The sequence below is a fragment of the Streptomyces sp. NPDC059003 genome (assembly GCF_042740445.1).
In the GTDB taxonomy this organism is placed as follows: domain Bacteria; phylum Actinomycetota; class Actinomycetes; order Streptomycetales; family Streptomycetaceae; genus Streptomyces.
In genome coordinates, this window is the sequence record NZ_JBHYJH010000002.1 from 255,192 (window position 1) to 272,555 (window position 17,364).

General features: G+C 74.7%; 12 protein-coding genes and 1 pseudogene. 2 read left to right on the plus strand and 11 right to left on the minus strand.

All coding sequences use genetic code 11. The features are described 5' to 3' along the window. Window positions 1-17: 17 nt before the first annotated feature. Complete coding sequence (locus ACFWZ5_RS02230; protein ID WP_384801524.1) at window positions 18-935, minus strand: serine hydrolase; 918 nt, start codon at window positions 933-935, stop codon at window positions 18-20. Between the two features lie 5 nt (window positions 936-940). Then, complete coding sequence (locus ACFWZ5_RS02235; RefSeq protein WP_384890094.1) at window positions 941-2,404, minus strand: serine hydrolase domain-containing protein; 1,464 nt, start codon at window positions 2,402-2,404, stop codon at window positions 941-943. Window positions 2,405-2,637: 233 nt separating this feature from the next. On the opposite strand from ACFWZ5_RS02235, the gene ACFWZ5_RS02240 reads away from it, so the two are divergent. Further along, window positions 2,638-3,504, plus strand: coding sequence for a GyrI-like domain-containing protein (locus ACFWZ5_RS02240; protein ID WP_384797181.1), 867 nt, complete (start codon window positions 2,638-2,640; stop codon window positions 3,502-3,504). A 125-nt stretch (window positions 3,505-3,629) separates the two neighbouring features. Continuing rightward, window positions 3,630-4,757: a hypothetical protein gene (locus tag ACFWZ5_RS02245; RefSeq protein ID WP_384797178.1), complete on the plus strand. Its 1,128-nt coding sequence runs from the start codon at window positions 3,630-3,632 to the stop codon at window positions 4,755-4,757. A 253-nt stretch (window positions 4,758-5,010) separates the two neighbouring features. Here the strand turns inward: ACFWZ5_RS02245 and ACFWZ5_RS02250 are convergent, their stop codons facing one another. From ACFWZ5_RS02250 to ACFWZ5_RS02290, 9 genes and pseudogenes are all read right to left on the minus strand, one after another. After that, window positions 5,011-6,717 (minus strand): helix-turn-helix domain-containing protein, encoded by a 1,707-nt coding sequence (locus ACFWZ5_RS02250; RefSeq protein ID WP_384890095.1) that lies wholly within the window; start codon window positions 6,715-6,717, stop codon window positions 5,011-5,013. 137 nt (window positions 6,718-6,854) lie between these two features. Then, window positions 6,855-7,964: an o-succinylbenzoate synthase gene (gene menC / locus ACFWZ5_RS02255; protein WP_384797173.1), complete on the minus strand. Its 1,110-nt coding sequence runs from the start codon at window positions 7,962-7,964 to the stop codon at window positions 6,855-6,857. After that, window positions 7,961-8,848, minus strand: coding sequence for a GNAT family N-acetyltransferase (locus tag ACFWZ5_RS02260; RefSeq protein ID WP_384797170.1), 888 nt, complete (start codon window positions 8,846-8,848; stop codon window positions 7,961-7,963). Before ACFWZ5_RS02260 ends, menC begins: the two co-directional genes overlap by 4 nt. Further along, entirely contained in the window at window positions 8,841-10,052 is a 1,212-nt protein-coding gene (locus ACFWZ5_RS02265; RefSeq protein WP_384797167.1) for a M20 family metallopeptidase, read from the minus strand. Before ACFWZ5_RS02265 ends, ACFWZ5_RS02260 begins: the two co-directional genes overlap by 8 nt. 1 nt (window position 10,053) lies before the next feature. Further along, window positions 10,054-13,467, minus strand: a complete 3,414-nt coding sequence (locus ACFWZ5_RS02270; protein ID WP_384797164.1) for a serine hydrolase — start codon at window positions 13,465-13,467, stop codon at window positions 10,054-10,056. Window positions 13,468-13,517: 50 nt separating this feature from the next. Continuing rightward, window positions 13,518-14,615, minus strand: coding sequence for a dipeptidase (locus tag ACFWZ5_RS02275; RefSeq protein ID WP_384797193.1), 1,098 nt, complete (start codon window positions 14,613-14,615; stop codon window positions 13,518-13,520). After that, window positions 14,612-15,307: an ABC transporter ATP-binding protein gene (locus tag ACFWZ5_RS02280; protein WP_384797190.1), complete on the minus strand. Its 696-nt coding sequence runs from the start codon at window positions 15,305-15,307 to the stop codon at window positions 14,612-14,614. Before ACFWZ5_RS02280 ends, ACFWZ5_RS02275 begins: the two co-directional genes overlap by 4 nt. Window positions 15,308-15,458: 151 nt before the next feature. Continuing rightward, window positions 15,459-16,220: pseudogene (locus ACFWZ5_RS02285) on the minus strand (ABC transporter permease); the annotation flags it as partial. A 3-nt stretch (window positions 16,221-16,223) separates the two neighbouring features. After that, entirely contained in the window at window positions 16,224-17,228 is a 1,005-nt protein-coding gene (locus ACFWZ5_RS02290) for an ABC transporter permease (RefSeq protein WP_384797160.1), read from the minus strand. Window positions 17,229-17,364: the final 136 nt, after the last annotated feature.

The window sequence follows — 17,364 nt, forward strand, 5'->3', positions numbered from 1 at the left end:
GGTTCCTTGCGCCGGCCCTACGCGGCGCACTCCCTCAGGTGGTCCACCGCGAGGCGGGCGGCACGGCCGATCGACGCGTCCACGGCGGGCAGCCGCTCGTCGAGCGTGTCGGCCCGGGTGAAGACCGCCACGGCGAACCGGCGGCCGTCGGGGTGCGTCACCACCCCCGCCTCGTTGCGTACGGCGGGCAGCGTGCCCGTCTTCGCGGCGATCGTCACCCCGGACGCGAAGCCGGACGAGAGCCGGTGCGGCCAGATCTGACGGCTCATCATGTCCCGTACGCGCGCGCACGCTTCGGGCACCGCGGCACGGTCGGTCCAGATCGCGGTGAGCAGCCGGGTCATGTCACGGGGAGTCGAGGCCGTCGTGCGGGCGGGGTCGAGCTCGGCGCTGCGCCAGATCCGCTCGGGCGCCGCCTCGGCGACGACGCGATCGAGGTCCACGCTGTCGCCGCCCTCGGGCGACCACCGCACCCCCAGGTCCGCCAGGAACGACACGAACAGGTCCTCACAGCACCCGGTCACCCGCGTGCGGGAGAGCCCGAGGTCGGCGAGCACCAGGTCCACGGCGTCGCGCCCCAGCCGGCGGTAGAGGACGTCCGTGGCCGCGTTGTCGCTCATCGTGAGCATGAACAGGGCCGCGTCGCGCCAGGTCAGTTCCACGTCGTCGGCGCAGCCCGCGGTGCCGATGCCGCCGATCCGGTAACGGGCGCCGATCGTCGTCCGCTCCCGCTCGTCGAGGCGTCCCGCGGCCACCGCACGCGCGTACGCGACCGCCACCGGGATCTTGAAGACCGAGGCGAGCACCACGGGGTCGTCCGCCCCGACGGCCACCTCGGGCCCCTCCCCCAAGGCGTCGGCGTCGCGCACCTCGCGGGCGTGCAGGAAGCCCCGCGCGCCCGCCGCCGCGAAGACCTCCGTGATCTGCTCGGTCACGTCGCTCACTCCGCGGCCCTTCGGTCGGCGCGGCCGGTGTGCAGGAACTGCGCGCGCCCGCTGCCGTCGTCGCCGACGAAGGTGTACAGGCGGTGGAAGCCCTGCTCGGGCACGAGCGCGATGAGGGTGCCTTCGCGGTCGGGGACCAGCTCGACCTTCTCGGGCAGGCTGTCGAGTTCGGCGAGGATGCCCTTGGGCTTCCGCTCGACCCAGAGTCGGCCGTCGGTGTCCTGGCTGATCACGGTGTCGCCCGCGGCCGCCGTGTACGTGCCGACGTAGCGGGACGCGTCGATGCGGGGCGCGTCGCGGTTCGGCTTCGGCAGGGGGCGCAGTTCGACACCGGCGAGCTCGCGCAGGACGCGGCCGACGATCTCGACGTACACGCCGATCACGTCGCCGCCGTTCAGCTGGAGCGCGACCGCGACGTCGCGGTCCGGGACCAGGCGCAGGATCGCGGCCTGGCCGATGGTGCCGCCGTCGTGGCCCACGACGGTGCCGCCGTCGAGGTCGAAGGTCTCCCAGCCGAGCCCCCAGTGATCGCCCATGAACCCCAAGTACGGGACGTCGACCTGGGGTTCGCGCATGGCCCGCGCGCTCTCGGCGCTGAGCACCCGCGTGCCGTCCGGGCCCAGGCCGTCGGCCAGGTGCATGCGGGCGAAGGCGAGCAGGTCGCGCGGCCGCATCGCGAGCATGGCGCCCGCGGCGGCGTTTGAGCGGACGGCGGCCCACACCGCGGCGGGCTGGGGCGCGGCGCCGGGAGCGGGCCGGGTGTGGCCGACGGCGGCCCGGTGCAGGATCGCCTCGTGGGGCCCGGTGGCCGCGTGCGTGAGGCCGAGCGGGGTGAACAGGTGGTCGCGCAGGCACGCGTCGTACGGCTTGCCGCGCAGCACCTCGACGATCCGGCCCATCAGACAGTAGGCGGCGTTGTTGTACGAGAACCGCTCGCCCGGCGGGAACAGCTGGGGCATGGTGCCGAAGGTGGCGACGAACTTCTCCAGGCAGTCGTCGCCCTGGCCGGTGTCGGTGAAGAAGTCGCCCTCGAACCCGGAGACGTGGCACATCAGCTGCCGGGTGGTGATGGTCGCGGCGGCCGTGTCGTCGGCGAGCTTGAAGTCGGGCAGGTAGGTGCGGACGGGCTCGTCGAGGTCCAGCGTGCCCTCGTCGACGAGCTGCATCGCCAGGGTCGTCGTCCAGACCTTGGTGACCGAGCCGATCTGGAACACGGAGTCGGGCGTCGCCTCGACTCCGGTGCCGGTGTTGAGGACGCCCGCCGCGGCGTCGACGACCTTGTCGCCGACGCTCACGGCGACGGCGGCGCCCGGTACCTCGTGCTCGTCGAGCAGGGCCTTCAGGTGCTCGTCCAGCCAGGCCTTGAGCGTGTCGAGCCGCGCCTGCGCCTCCGTCTTCGACGGTGCGGGCGTCCCTGACGTGCTCGACGACGCCGGTGTCTGCGACTGTGCCTTCGACATGCGTACCCCCTGGTCCACGGGTGGGTTGGTCGACTGTCAGGCAGGTTAGGCCGCGGTCCGCCGTGGGCGATTCGTCCGGGCGCACGAGGCGGAGGTCCGCGTTCCATCGCCCGGGACGAAGCCTCGTAAGGTGTGTCGGCCCTCGGTCGCACCTGATCGGACCGGGCACAGGATGTCGGGTCCGGCAGGCCGCGATCTTCCTAACGTGATGGGTGAAAGGGAAGGAGACCGAGGTGCTGGAGCGGCTGAACGAGGCCCTCGACCACATCGAGGCGCGTCTCGACCAGCGGATCGAGGTGGCCGAGCTCGCACGGATCGCGATGACGTCGGAGTACCACTTCCGCCGGATGTTCTCCGCGCTGTCGGGGATCCCGCTGTCGGAGTACATCCGGCGCAGGCGGCTCACCGTCGCGGGCGCCGAGGTGCTCGCCGGTGAGCGGACGCTCCTCGAGATCGCGGTGCGCTACGGCTACGGCTCGGGCGAGGCGTTCGCGCGGGCGTTCCGTGCCGTGCACGGCGTGGGTCCGGGTGAGGCCCGGCGCACCGGTGCCGTGCTGCACGCCCAGCCGCGGATCTCCTTCCGTCTCGTCGTCGAAGGGAGCAGCAGCATGCGATACCGAGTCGTGGAGAGGGAGCAGTTCCGTGTGGCCGGGAAGAAGGCCCGCGTCCCGCTCGTGCACGAAGGCGTGAATCCGGCGATCGCCGATTTCATCCGCGGCATCGACCAGGACACGATGCGGCGCATCACCGCGCTGTCCGACCAGGAGCCGGAAGGGATCGTGGGCGTGAGCGACGACCTCGACCCGAGCCGGGCTGAGGGGACGGAGCTCGACTACTACCACGGTGTGGTGACCGGCGCGGCCGTGCCGGACGACCTGGACACGCTCACCGTCCCGGCGGGGACGTGGGCCGTGTTCGAGAGCTCCGGGCCGTTCCCGCAGGCGCTCCAGCACCTGTGGCGGGACGTGTTCACGCAGTGGTTCCCGTCCAACCCGTACCGGAGCAGGCCGGGGCCGGAGATCCTGCGTACGCGGCTGTCGCCGGACGCGGCGCGGGCGGACGCGGAGCTGTGGATCCCCGTGGAGCGCACCGCGGTCTGAGCGGGGCCCGGCGGGGTGCCGGAGGTTTTGTCACGCGGCTGACTGGACCTCCGGCCCCCGTCGGCTCAGGGTGGTTCCTCCCTACCGGCATGACATGCCGGCATGACATGAAGGGGGCGCCAGGCATGAGACGGAGACGATTTGTGGCCGGGACGGTCGGCGCGCTGTCGGGGATCGCGCTCGGTGCGGCCGGGGCGCGGGCCGCCGCGTCGGCGCCCCGCGCCCTGGACTGGCAGGCGGTTCCCGCGCCCGGCAGTACGCCGCCCGCGCAGTTGCGCCGGATCTCCGCCGCGGGGCCCCGGCTCGCGTGGGCCGTCGGCGAGGAGAGCCACGGTGGTCCTGGGCAGCGGGCGTTGGCCATGCTCTGGAACGGCAGCGCCTGGACGAAGACCGACCTGTCCCCTCTGGACTACACCGGCCGGCTGAGCGATGTCGCCGGTGTCTGCGCCGCCGCGGCGTGGAGCGTGGGCCTGCCCTCCGGCAACGCGAGCCCGCTGCTGCGCTGGGACGGCACCACCTGGCGTGAGGCCGCGTTCCCGGGCAGGGGCGAGCCGGATGTCCGCCTCGACTCGGTGGCGGTCGGCACCGACCGCAAGGTGTGGATCACCGGCACCCGCGGGGGCGCCGTCCGGCTGCTGCACCGGGACGGGCACAAGTGGCAGTGGCTGGACCCGCTGCCGGCCGCGAGCGCGAATCTGTACCGGGTCGTGGTGCGCTCGCCGGGCGAGGTCTGGGTGAGCGGCGACGTGGCGACCGGCGGGGGCTGGTCGGGCCTGGTGGCTCGCTGGGACGGGGCGTGGACGGTCCTGCCCACGATCGCGGGACTGCGTCTGAGCATCGCCGACGTGCATCCGGACGCGCGGAACGACGTGTGGGCGGTGGGCACCGAGGCCGGTGTCGGCGGCCCGCCGGGACGCCCCGGCAACCCCGCCCTGGCCCACTGGGACGGCACGGCCTGGACGCGGGTGGAACCGGGCTTCGGCATCGGCGCGTTGAGCGGCATCGCCGCCGACGCCGAGGGGCGGGCCGCCTGGATATCGGGCTGGGACTACCGGGACCAGAGCCGCAGCACGTACCTGCGCAAGGACGGCGGCGCCTGGACGGTCGTACGCGGCCCGGCAGGACCGGCCCCGGCCCCGTACCTCAACGACGTCACCCCGATCCCCGGCACCGCGGGCTTCTGGTCGGCGGGCATGACGAGCCCAAGACCGTACCCACCGACGGAGGCGTACACGGAACGCCTCACCGCCTGACGCGCCCCCGAGCGGCGCGGCACCGCCCGGGCCCTCCGCACCGGGGCCCGAGCGGCTGGTCCGATCGGCGGACCCGATCGACAGGCGCCCCGACCCATGCGTGTCAGGTGGGGTTCGGCCACGCTGCGAACACGGCTGTCCCGTGGGCCCCGCGCCCTTGGCAGCGGCCGCTGAGCGCGGGACTTCGCGCCGGAGTCGGGCCGGTACGTCACCACCACCCGTCGATCGCGGACCCGACGGCCTCGGGCAGGTCCTACGTCCGTCGGGTCCGCGGCCACAGGCGCAGTTGGAGCATCGCGGCGAAGCGGGCGTCGGCGTCGGTGAGGTCGAGGGCGCCGACCTCCGCGAGGCGGCGCAGGCGGTAGCGGAAGGTGTTCGGGTGGACGTGCACGGCCGCGGAGGCCGCGATCACGTCGCCGAAGGCGTCGAGCCAGGCGCGCAGGGTCTCGACCAGGCAGGTGTGGTGCGCCGCGTCGTACGCGATGAGCCGGGCCACCGGGCCGGACGGCGGGTCGCCGCGCTCGGCGATCACGTCGGCGAGTTCGAGAAGGAGCGACTCGACGACCACGTCGTTGATGCGGGCCACCGAGCGGCTGCCGTCGCCCGCGCGCAGGACCCTCAGGGCCCGGTCGGCGCCCGCGCGGGACACGGGCAGGGCGGCGCTCTCGCGGGCGAGCGGGCCGACGCCGACAAGGAGTTCCTGCCGGTCGCCCCCGCGTTCGAGGAACTCGTCGGCGACCCGGGCCGCCCGCTCCTCGGCGTCCGTCCGCCCGGCGGACTCCGTGTCCGCCCTCCCGCCGGGGGCGGGCCGCTCGGCGGGGACGGGCACGACCCCGTACACGACGTCGCCGACCAGCGCGGACGCCGAGCGGGGGTGGACGGCGGTGAGGTGCATCGCGAACGCGTCGGCCAGGCGCTGGCGTTCGGCCACGTACCGGGCGTGCCGCGCGGCGGACCTGTCGCCGTCGGGCCGGTCGGCGACCGCGAGGGCGAGCACCACGCCCGGCTGCCCCGCGAGGCCGAGGCGGGCCACGGCCTCGGCCGCCCCCGCCCCGCCCTCCAGGGCCGTGCCCACCAGGTCGGCGCGCAGCCTGCGTTCGACGTCGGCGCCCGCCCGCAGGCGCAGCAGGTGCAGGGCGACCAGCTTGGCCGCGTCCCGCAGGGCCTGGGCGCGCTCGGCGCTGAGCGGGCCGTGCACCGCGGCCCAGATGGAGCCGAGTATCTCGTCACCGGCGCGGACGGCGAGCGCCACCCGCGGCAGGCTGAGCTGTCCGGCGTCGCCCTCGACCAGGGGCTCCACGTACACGGGCCGGTCGGAGCGGTACATGGCCTGGAAGACGCCGCGCTCCTCCAGGACGCGCGTGAAGCGTTCGGGCACCTGGCGGCCGAGGATGGTCTCCACGCGGGAGGAGTCGGCCTCGTCCTGCCGCCCGGAGAAGGCGAGCACCCGCCAGCTGCGGTCCTCGATGGTGACGGGCGCGTCGAGGAGCGCCCCGATCGCGTTGGCCAGGGCGAACAGGTCCCCGGACGACACCCCGCCCAGCGTCTCCTGGCCGCTCCCGCCGACGTCGCCCTCGGCGATGAGCGAGCGCAGCATCGCGGCGAGCTGCGCCCAGGAGGCGCCGCGGGTCAGGCCGAGCAGCGCGACGCCGGAGCGCCGCACCGCGGCGGTGACCCGCTCGTCGGCGGCGACCGGCGCGCGGACGACCAGGCCCGCGGCGCCGTGTTCGCCGAGGGAGTCGAGGAGGCCGGCGATCTGCTCGGGGCCGCGCACCGCGACCGCGAGGACGAGCGCCTGCGGCGGTGGCACGGGCTCGTCGTGCGGGTCGTGGATGGCCACGCCGCCGATGTCGACGGCCCCGTCCACGTCACCGCACACCAGGTCCAGGAGCGTGGGGCCCAGGTCCTCGAGGACGCGGCGGAGGCTTGCTCGGGGATGAGTGGTCACCGGAAGGAGCACGCCCCCTACCGTATGGAGCGGAAACCGGCCTGCTGTTCGTCGCACGCACCAAAATCCTACGGGGCGTTCGTCGCGCGCGACAGACGCTCATCCGCCGACAACCTCACGCCACGACAGACGCTCGTCCGCCGACCGCCTCACGCCGGGAGCCACTCCGTGCACACGGTCGCCGCCGCGAGGGCGTCGGGGAGCGGCTCCACGCCGATGCCGGGCCCCGTCGGCACCGGCAGGTGGCCGTCGTCGAGGGTGAACGGCTCGGTGATGTCGGCGCGGTAGTAGCGGTCGGACGCAGAGGTGTCGCCGGGGACGGTGAAGCCGGGCAGGGCGGCGAGCGCGACGTTCGCGGCCCTGCCGAGGCCGGTCTCCAGCATCCCGCCGCACCACACGGGCACTCCGTGGGCGGCGCACACGTCGTGGATGCGGCGGGCTTCGAGGTAACCGCCGACCCGGCCCGGTTTGATGTTGACGACGCTGGTGGCGCCGAGGGCGATGGCGTCGGCGGCGGCGCGGGCCGACGTGATGGACTCGTCGAGGCAGATGGGCGTGCGGACCTGCCGGGCGACGTCCGCGTGGCCGAGCAGGTCCTCCTCGGGCAGCGGCTGCTCGATCAAGAGCAGATCGAACGGGTCGAGCCGGGCCAGGTGGCGGGCGTCGGCGCGGGTGTAGGCGGTGTTGGCGTCGACCTGGAGCAGCACGTCGTCGCCGAAGCGCTCCCGCACCGCGCGCACCGGCGCCACGTCCCAGCCGGGCTCGATCTTCAGCTTGACGCGTACGTAGCCCGCGTCGAGGTATCCGGCGACGGCGTCCAGGAGCTGCGGGACCGAGTCCATGATTCCCACCGAGACCCCGCACGGCACCCGTTCCCGCACGGCGCCCAGCGCGCGGGCGAGCGGTACGCCGTCCTCGCGCAACTCGGCGTCCAGGACGGCCGTTTCGATGGCGGCCTTCGCCATCGGGTGGCCCTTGAAGGGGCTCAGCGCGGGCGCGACGGCGGCGGCGTCGAGTCCGTCGCGGCGGCCGACGAGCGCGGGGACGAGGAACCGCCTGAGCACGTCCGCGCAGCCGTCGAGGTACTCGGACGAGTAGAGCGGCTCGCTCATGGCGACGCACTCGCCCCAGCCCTCCGCGTCGGCCGTGACGGCGCGCACGAGCAGCGCCTCGCGGACAGTTGTCGTACCGAACGAGGTCCGGAACGGCGCCACCAACGGCATCCGTACGCGGCGGAGTTCGACTCCGGTGAGCTTCATGACGGGTCGTTCCTTTCGACGATGTACCAGCCCGCCCGGTCGAAGCCGGTGATGCGTGCCCCGTCGGCGAGCAGTCCGCCGAGGACGTCGCGCAGGGCGGAGCGCCAGGCGGCGGCGCGGGCGGGGGCGGTGGCGCGCAGTGCTTCGATGTCGTCGGGCACGGCGACCAGGACGGTGGGGCCGTCGAGGGTGCCGGGGACGGGGCCCCCGAGCGGGGACGCGGACAGGCCGGTGACGGCGCCCGCCGTGCCGGGGGTGGAGGGCCTGCCCGCGCAGGCGGCGACGACCTCGGGGGCGGTGAGGTGCCAGGTGACCAGGAGGCGGTCGGAGTCGTCGGAGCCGTTGACGCTGTCGTTCATCCGGCCGTAGAAGTTGGGCAGGTACTCCGTGGGCGCGGCGGCCAGTTTGCCGACGTTGAAGTAGGCGTTGCGGCGCACGAGCGGGTCGAAGGTCCAGACGATCTCGGCCAGGTCGCGTTGCAGGGCCCAGGCCCGCTGGTGCAGCTTGAGGGCGTAGCCGACGCTGCGGCCGCGCAGCCCCGCGGCCACCCCGGCGATGTGGCTGTGCAGGGCTTCTTCGGCGGGCGGCGCGAAGAAGCCGACGCAGGCGCCGACGAGGGTGTCGCCGTCGAAGGCGCCGCCCACGTAGCTGCCCGCCTTGGCGAGCGCGCGCAGCAGCTCGGCCGTCACCGGCGGGGTCTTGCCGTTCCGTTGCCAGATGCCTTCGTAGAGGTGCTGTACGGCCTCCAGGTCGGCCAGATCGGCCAGTTGGCGTACGGGGGTGCGGGCCGCGCGGGCCGCCGATTCCGCCGCGGCGACGGCCTCGCGGGCCGGCCAGGACGGGGAGCCGGCGGTGCGGCCCGGGTCAGCGGAGAGATCAATCACTGGTGTCTTCTTCTGTGTGGTGAGCTGTGGGGTGAGCGGCGTCGTGGGGCTGCCGGTCGTGGCCGAGGAGGTCCCGCAGCAGCGCCGTGAGCAGGGCGGTGCGCCCCGGCAGCTGAGCCACGTCGACGTGCTCGTGGTCGGCGTGGGCGCCGCCGCCGACCGCGCCGAGGCCGTCGAGGGTGGGGGTGCCGACGCCCGCGGTGTAGTTGCCGTCCGACGCGCCGCCGACGGCCGCCGCGGTGAGCGGTCCGATGCCCAGGGCGCGGGCGAGCCGGTCGGCGCGGGCGAACAGGTCCCGTGACGCGGTGCCGGGCAGCGGCGGCCTGTTGGGGCCTCCGGTGACCTCGACCCGGGCGCCGTCGAGGACCGGCCGCAGGGCCCGTACGGCCCGGTCCACGCGGGCCTGTTCGGCGGCGCTGCGCGCGCGGACGTCGACGGCGAACCGGCCTTGTGCGGCGACGGTGTTGGTGGTGGTGCCCGCGGTGAGCAGGGTCGGGGTGACGGTGGTCCCGGCGGCGGCGTCGCCGAGGGCCGACACGGCGAGGACCTGGTGGGCCGCCTCGATGCTCGCGTTGACGCCGCGGTGCGGTTCGAGTCCCGCGTGCGCCGCGCGGCCGCGTACCCGGACCTCGTACAGCGATACGCCCTTGCGCTCGGTCTTGAGCGCCCCGCCGTCCGCCGACGCCTCCAGGACGAGGGCCGCCGCGCAGCCGCGCGCCTCGGCCTCGATGAGCGCGCGGGACGAGGGCGAGCCGATCTCCTCGTCGCCGGTGATGAGCACGGTCACGCCGTCGGCGCCGTCGGCGAGTGCGGCCACGGCGTGGAAGGCCATCGCCACCCCGGCCTTCATGTCGAAGCAGCCGGGCCCGCGCAGCAGCCCGTTCTCGATCCGGAAGGGATGCGTGGCGAGCGAGCCGACGGGCCACACCGTGTCGTGGTGCCCGACGATCAGGACCCGGCGCGGCCCGGCGCCGACGCGCCAGCGCAGGTGCGTGTGCCCGTCGAGGACGATGCGCTCCGGTGCGGCGCCCAGGTGGGCGGCGCCGAGGTCGGCCACCACGTCGGCGCCGGCCGCCACCGCCGCCAGGTCGGCGGACGGCGACTCGTGGCGCACGAGGCGTTCGATGTCGGCGAGGAGCCGCGGCAGGGCCCGCGCGAAGTCGGCCACCTGCGGGGCTGCTTGGGCTGTCTGCGGTACGGCCATGTCAGGCGACCTTCGGGGTGGCGCGGGCGCCGTAGTGGACGTAGGGCTCACCGGTGGGCAGCGTGTAGAAGGTGACCGGGACCCACGTCTGCGTGCCGGGCCGGCGGAACACGAACTGCGCGTCGCCCACGGGGACGAGCGGGAACTCCTGGGTGGGTGTGGACTCGTACGCGGCGAGGGTGCCGCTGACGGTCTGGCGCAGGGTCAACCCGGCGTCCGTCGCGAGGACTTCGACGCGCACGCTCGCCCGTTCGTAGACGCCGGTGTACCGCTCGGCGTCGACCGCGGGCGGCCGCGGGGCGGGGGCGAGCGGCCGCGGCATGGTGACGCCCGCGAGGTCGGCGAAGATCTCCCGGAACAGGTCCTGGTACAGGTCGTGGGCGTTGCCGCCGTTGGTGAGCAGCGTGACCGCGAGGCCCTGGTCCGGCAGGACGCGCAGGTACGCGGACTGGCCGATGGTGTTGCCGTCGTGCCCGTACAGGCGCTGCCCGTCCCAGCCGAAGCGGATCCAGCCGAGCCCCCACGAGTCGCCCAGAGTGTGCCGGTCCGGTACGTCGGCCTGGTGGGCGGTCATCCGTGCGGCGCTGTGCTCGCTCAGGACGCGGGTGCCGTCGGGGCCAAGGCCGCCGGTCAGGTGCAGCCGGGCGAAGGCGAGCACGTCCGCGGTGGCCGCGCCGACGAGCCCGGCGGGCCCTGCCGAGCGGGGCAGCACCCACACCGGGGCGGGCGCGGGCTCGGCGTCGCCCTCGGCGAGGTGCCCGACCGCGGCACGCCACAGCAGCGCCTCCTCGGGGAGCGTGATCGCGCGGGTCAGGCCGAGCGGCGTGAACAGCCGCTCGCGCAGCGCCTCGTCCCAGGTGAGCCCCGTCAGCTTCTCGATGACCCGGCCGGCCAGGACGAAGCCGGAGTTGCAGTAGGAGAGGGTCGCGCCGACGGGGTGGCTCTGCCGTGCGCCGTGCAGCAGCGCGACATAGCGCTCCAGGCAGTCGTCGCCGCGGCCGGTGTCGGTGAAGATGTCGCCGTCGATGCCGCTGGTGTGGGTGAGCAGGTGCCGCATCGTCACCTGCCGGGCCACGCCGGGGTCGGTCAGGCGCAGTTCGGGCAGGACGTCGACGACGGGGGCGTCCAGGTCCAGCTTGCCCTCGTCGACGAGCTGCATGACGACGGTCGCCGTCCACACCTTGGTGATCGAGCCGATCTGGAAGACCGCGTCGTCGGTGACGTCGACGCCGGTGGCGGTGTTGAGGACGCCGTGGTGGGCCTGGAGTATCTCGTCTCCGGTGTCTCCGGCGTCTCCGGCAGCACCGATGTCTCCGGCGTCACCGTGGCCGAGGCGCAGGATGCCCAGGGCCGCGCCCGGCACCCGGTGCGCCGTGGCCAGGTCGGCGAGGCGCCGCTGCCAGTGGGCGGTGTCCAGGGGGACCTTGCGGGGGCGCCCGGGCGCACCGGCGTACCGCTCCACCCAGTCCACGACGCGCTGGTTGAAGTCGGCGCGGTGGGAGGGCCGTCCGTCGAGCGGGAACAGGTGCGCGCCGCCCGGGTACAGGACCAGTTCGCTGGGGACGCCGCGGGCGCGCAGCGCGCTGAACCACTGTTCGGCCTGCCCGACGGGGCAGCGCTGGTCGTCGCCGCCCTGCAGGATGAGGGTCGGCGTGCGCACCTGGTCGACCCGGGTCAGCGGCGACTGCCGCGCGTAGCTCTCGCGGGCCGCCCAGTGGGTGTCGCCCAGCTCGATCCGGCCGAGGGCGTGCCCGCAGTCGGAGGTCCCGGCCACGCTGGTCAGGTCGCTGACGACGCCGCCCGCGACGGCGGCGGCGAAGCGGGGGCCCTGTGCCGTGTCGTCGCGGCTCGTCAGATAGCAGGTCATGTACCCGCCGTAGCTGTACCCGGCGACCGCGAGCCGCCGCGGGTCCGCGACGCCCTCGGTGACGAGATGGTCGACGGGTTCGGTCAGGTCACCGGAGTCGGCGAGCCCCCACGCGCCGAGCGCGGCGGTGAAGAACTCCTCGCCGTAGCCGTCGCTGCCGCGCGGGTTGAGCAACAGGACCGTCCAGCCGCGTGCGGCGAGCACCTGGTGGTAGAGGTGGGCGGGGTCGGCGGCGCCGTTCCAGGCGTTGTGCGGGCCGCCGTGGATGTCGAGCAGCAAGGGCGCGGGGCCGGAGCGCCCCGGGTCGCGCAGCAGCCAGCCGTGCACCACCGTGCCGTCGGACACGGTGAACTCCCGCTCCTCACGCACGAACACCTCGGCGCCGCCCCGACCGTGCGCGGTACGGGCGTCGACGGTGCCGGAGACGGGGTCGACGGTGGCGATCTCGGCGTAGGACGTGGCCGTGGACAGAACGACCGCGACCGTGCCGCCCGCGGCGGACACGCCGCTGACCTGTGTCGCGTCGCCGCCGACCACCTGACGCGGCACACCGCCGTCGACGTCGGCGACGTACAGCCGGGTCAGGCCGCGGTCGCGGAGGCAGACGAGTACGCGGCGCCCGTCGGCGGTGAGCCGGGGCGGTGCCCCGGGGTAGCCGGGGGCGCCGAACATGACGTTGCGGTCCAGGCACCCGGTGAGGTCCGTGGGCGCGCCGCCGCCCAACGGCACCCGCAGCAGCCGGGAATGCCCCGTGGCGGTCCCGGTCGCGCCCACGACGAGCAGCGCCCCGCCGTCCGCCGTCCACGTGACCGCCGCCGCCTGCCCCTCGGCGGGACCGACCCGTACCGGCTCCGCGCGGCGCGGGGCCGCGTCGACGACGTACACCGCGCTGCGGAACGTCAGGTCGGCGTCCGCGTCACGGGCCGCGGGGAACGCGAGACGGGTGCCGTCGGGCGACCAGGCGGGGGTGCCCGCGTGTCCGTCGCCGTGGGTGACCTGGCGGACCTCGCGGTCGGCGACGCGGAGTATGTGCAGGTGGGTGCGGACGGTGCGCAGCAGCCCCGGGCCGTCCGCCTTGTAGTCCAGGCGCGTCGCGACCACCGGCTGTGTGGCGCGCCGGGCGCGGGCGCTTTCGCCCTCGCCGGGGGACGCGGCCCCGTCGACCGGCGCGGCGAACGCGAGCGCGGTGCCGTCCGGGCTCCACACCGGGGCGCCCGCACCGAGCGGCAGCGTCGTGACCTGCTCGGGCTCGCCGCCCGCCAAGGGCAGCAGCCACACCTGCGCGGGCCCGTCGTCCCGCGTGCGCAGGAAGGCGATCCGGGTGCCGTCGGGCGACCAGGCGGGGGCCGTGTCCGCGTGGCCACGGGTCAGTTGGCGGGGTGTCGGGGCGCCGGTGACACCGACCTGCCAGAGGGTGCGGAGGTCGCGGTCCGCGTCGCGGTCGGCGGTGCGCAGCACGTACACGATCTGCCGGCCGTCCGGGGAGACCGCCGGCTGCTCCGGCAGGGCCAGGTCGTACAGGTCGTCGATGCGCGGGCGTGTGGTCACGTGCGCTGCCTCCTCGGCAGTCGGGGGTCGGGGGCCTGGGCGGCGCGCGCTCAGGACGCGGGGGTTTCGGCTGCGGGCCGCCCGAGTCCCTGGCGGAAGAGCCGCAGTACGTTGCCGCCCAGGACCCGGGCGATGTCGGCCTCGGCCCAGCCGCGCCGCAGCAGCGCGTCGGTCACCAGGGGCAGCCCGGCGGGGCCTTCGAGTCCGGGCAGGTAGCGGTCGGTGCGGACGCCCTCGACGACGGCGTGCGCGCAGCAGGGCGGGGTGACGTCGGCCAGGACCTCCTGGACGAAGTCGGGGCCGAGCCCGACGTGGTCGACGCCCGCGACGTGGGCGAGGTGCTCGATGTGGTCGACGAGCCGGTCGACGGTGAAGTCGTCCTCGTGCAGGAACGGCGCGAAGAAGTTCACGCAGACCACGCCGCCGTTCGCGGCGGTCGCCTTCACCTGGTCGTCGGTGAGGTTGCGGTGGTGGTCGCGCAGGGCGCGCGCCGAGGAGTGGGTGGCGATGACCGGCCGGGTCGCCAGCTCCAGTACGTGGTCGACGCCGGCGGCACCGAGGTGGCTGATGTCGAACATCATGCCAATGCGCTCCATCTCGGTGAGCGCGGCCACGCCCGCCCGGGTCAGGCGGCTGCCGGTCGCGTCCTCGCCGCTGCCGTCGGCGAGCGCCGTGCGCCCGAAGTGCGCGAGGGACGCGATGCGCACGCCGAGCCGGTAGAGGGTCTCCAGGAGTTCGACGTCCTCGCCGACGCCCGGCGCGCTCTCCAGGGCGAGGACGAGCGCGATCCTGTCGTCGTCCAGGGCGGCGTCCACCTCGGTGCCGTCGCCGCAGAGCCGGACCGCGTCGGCGTTGCCCTCGGCCAGGCGGTGCGCGGCCTCGATCATGCGCAGCGTCCGGCGCAGCGCCCCTTCGGGACGGTAGGTGTCGTCGATGAACACGGGCAGCACTTGTACGTCGACTCCGCCCGCGAGGAGTTGGGGCAGCCACTGCTCGCGGAAGAACGCCGCCCACCGGTCGACGGGCCGGGACGTCACCGCGCAGAGCAGGTCGTTGTGGGTGTCGGCGACGACGCTGCGCCGGTGCAGGGCGGCCGCTTCGGCGGAGGTGGGTGCGGGTGCGGGTGCGGGTGCGGGTGCGGTGGTCATTCTCGGGTTCCTTTCGGCTGGGCGGGAGCGCTCAGATCGGCGGCTCCCGTGGCGGTGCCGTCCTCGAACAGGGGTGTGTCCCACGACGGTGCCGCGCTCAACAGGTCGCATGTATAGGGATGCTGGGGATCCGTGAGCACCCGCTCCGCGGGCCCGGTCTCGACGATCCGCCCCCGGTGCATGACGGCGATGACGTCGCTGAGGTAGCGCACCACGGCGAGGTTGTGCGAGATGAACAGCATGGACAGGCCGAGCCGCCGCCGTATGTCGCGCACGAGGTTGAGCACGGCGCCCTGCACCGACACGTCGAGCGCGGAGGTGATCTCGTCGGCGATCACCACCCGGGGCCGTCCCGCGAGGGCGCGGGCTAGGGCGACGCGCTGCCGCTGGCCGCCGGAGAGCTGGGCGGGCCGCATCCCGGCGCGGTCGGGGTCGAGGTGGACCAGTTCGAGGAGCCGCGCCACCTCGGCCCGGCGCTCCCTCGCGCGGTGCGCTCCCGTCAGGGCAAGACCCCGGCTCCGTGGCATCGCCTCGCCGATCGAGGCCCCGATGCTCATGCGCGGATCCAGCGAGGAGTACGGGTCCTGGAACACCATCTGCAACGGGCGCGGCCGCCCGGACCGGCGCCGTACGTCGGTGCCGTCGAGCAGCACCCGGCCCGCGCTGACCGGCGCGAGGCCGACCGTCCGCATTCCCGCCTCCGTCCCCGGCAGGCGCCCCGCCCACGACCGCGCCCACCGACCCGCCCGTGACCGTTGACCGGGTCACGGTGCGCGCTCCCACCACCCCCGCCACCGTCTCCCCGAACAGGTTGAAGGCGAGCCCGGCGACGACCACGGCCACGCCCGGCGCGAGGGCCGCCGTGGGGTTGAGGTAGATCTGGTTGAGCCCCTCCCCCAGCAGCCGCCCCCAGTCGTAGTCGGGGGCCTGCACGCCGATGCCGAGGAACGAGAGGCCCGCGAAGGCGAGCAGCGCCATGCCCGCGCTGATGGTGGCGTTGACGACCAGCGGCTCACCGATGTTGGGCAGGACGTGCCGTACGAGCAGACGCACCCGTCCCACCCCGGCCACCCGCGCCGCCGCCACGAAGTCCCGCCCCGCGACCGCCGCCGCGAGGGTCTGGGTGAGCCGGGCGAACGCGGGCGCCATGGCGAGCCCGACGGCGAGCACCGCTCCCCTGGTCCCGACGCCGAAGATCATGGCGAAGAACAGGGCGAGCAGCAGGCCGGGGAAGGCCACGGCGATGTTCACGGCCGCGGTCACGAGCCGCCCGGCCCAGCGGGGCAGCACGGACGGCGCGGCCCCCAGGACCGCGCCCGCCGCCACCCCGATGACCGTGGCCGCGACGGCGAGCCCGAGGGAGAGCCGGGTCGCGACGAGGACCCGGGCGAGGATGTCCCGGCCCAGCGTGTCCGTGCCGAGCACGTGCTCCCCGGTGGGGCCCTGTTGGAGGGCGTCCGTGTCCACCGCGGACGCCGGGTCGCCCCACAGCGCGGGCGCGCACAGGGCGAGCGCGGCGAGCACCGCGAGGAGCACGGCGGAGCAGGCTCCGACCGGCGTGCGCACGGCGGCCCGGAAGCCCGTGTCCTGGGATCTCTTCCGCATCGCTCAGGCCTCCCGGATCGCCGAGCGCGGATCGAGCACCGCGAGCAGCACGTCGACGAGCAGATTCACGGTCAGTACGCCGATGCCGTACACGAGGACGACGCCCTGCACCATGGGGTAGTCCTTCTGCTGGATCGACTGCACGACGGTCGAGCCGAGTCCCGGCCAGGCGAAGACGTTCTCGACGAGGACGGTCCCGGCGACCAGGCCCGTGAGGACGAGGCCGCCCATGGTCAGGGTCGCGGTGAGCGCGTTGGGCAGCGCGTGCCGCAGGTAGATCTTCCGTGCGGGCAGCCGTTTGGCGCGGGCCGTGCGGATGAAGTCGTGGCCGAGGACGGCCAGCATCTCGATCCGTACGATCCGCGCGAGGACCGCGGCGGGCCCGACGGCGAGCGCCAGGACGGGAAGGACGTACGAGCTCGCGCCCGCGCGCCCGGCCACGGGGAACCACCCCAGGTGCACGGAGAACACCGACACCAACCCCACGGCGAGGAGGAACTCGGGTATCGCCGCGAGCAGCACGCTGGTCGAGGTGAACGCGAGCTCCCCGCCCCTGCGCCGCCCGCCCCGGGTCAGGACGGCCATGGCCACGCCGACCGGGACCGCCACCACCATGGCGACGGCGAACGCGGCGAGCGCCAGCTGTGCCGTCGCGGGCAGCCGGTCGCCGATCTGCTGCGACACCGGCAGGTTGCTCAGCATCGAGGTGCCGAGGTCGCCGCCGCACACCGACCGCAGATAGCGCACGTACTGCGTGAGGAGACCGTCGTCGAGCCCCAGCGCGTGCCGCCGCGCGTTCACCGTCTCCACCGGCGCCGACATGCCGAGCGCGGACCGCACCGGGTCGCCGGGGGTCAGATGGATCATCACGAACGCGGCCGTCACCACCACCCAGAGCGACACCGCGAACCGCCCGAGCCGCCGCGCCACGAACGACAGCCAGGGGCTCCCGACGACCCTTCCCAGCACACCCGGTACTGCGGACCCGGCCAGCACAGCGGACTCCACCGACGCCCTCCCTCGGACTCCGAACCGGAACCCAGCGAGTGTCGCGTCCGCCCACGGCCCGGCGATTCGTCCCCGCGCACAAGAAAACCGGAACAGATCGTGCCGCCGGACAGGCACACCGGACAGACAAAAAGGG

What these genes read in the sequence shown, in the direction of transcription:
- ACFWZ5_RS02235 (WP_384890094.1), bottom strand. Translation starts at nt 2,404, where the DNA reads ATGTCGAAGGCACAGTCGCAGACACCGGCGTCGTCGAGCACGTCAGGG.
- ACFWZ5_RS02245 (WP_384797178.1), top strand. Translation starts at nt 3,630, where the DNA reads ATGAGACGGAGACGATTTGTGGCCGGGACGGTCGGCGCGCTGTCGGGG.
- menC (WP_384797173.1), bottom strand. Translation starts at nt 7,964, where the DNA reads ATGAAGCTCACCGGAGTCGAACTCCGCCGCGTACGGATGCCGTTGGTG.
- ACFWZ5_RS02265 (WP_384797167.1), bottom strand. Translation starts at nt 10,052, where the DNA reads ATGGCCGTACCGCAGACAGCCCAAGCAGCCCCGCAGGTGGCCGACTTC.
- ACFWZ5_RS02275 (WP_384797193.1), bottom strand. Translation starts at nt 14,615, where the DNA reads ATGACCACCGCACCCGCACCCGCACCCGCACCCGCACCCACCTCCGCC.
- ACFWZ5_RS02280 (WP_384797190.1), bottom strand. Translation starts at nt 15,307, where the DNA reads ATGCGGACGGTCGGCCTCGCGCCGGTCAGCGCGGGCCGGGTGCTGCTC.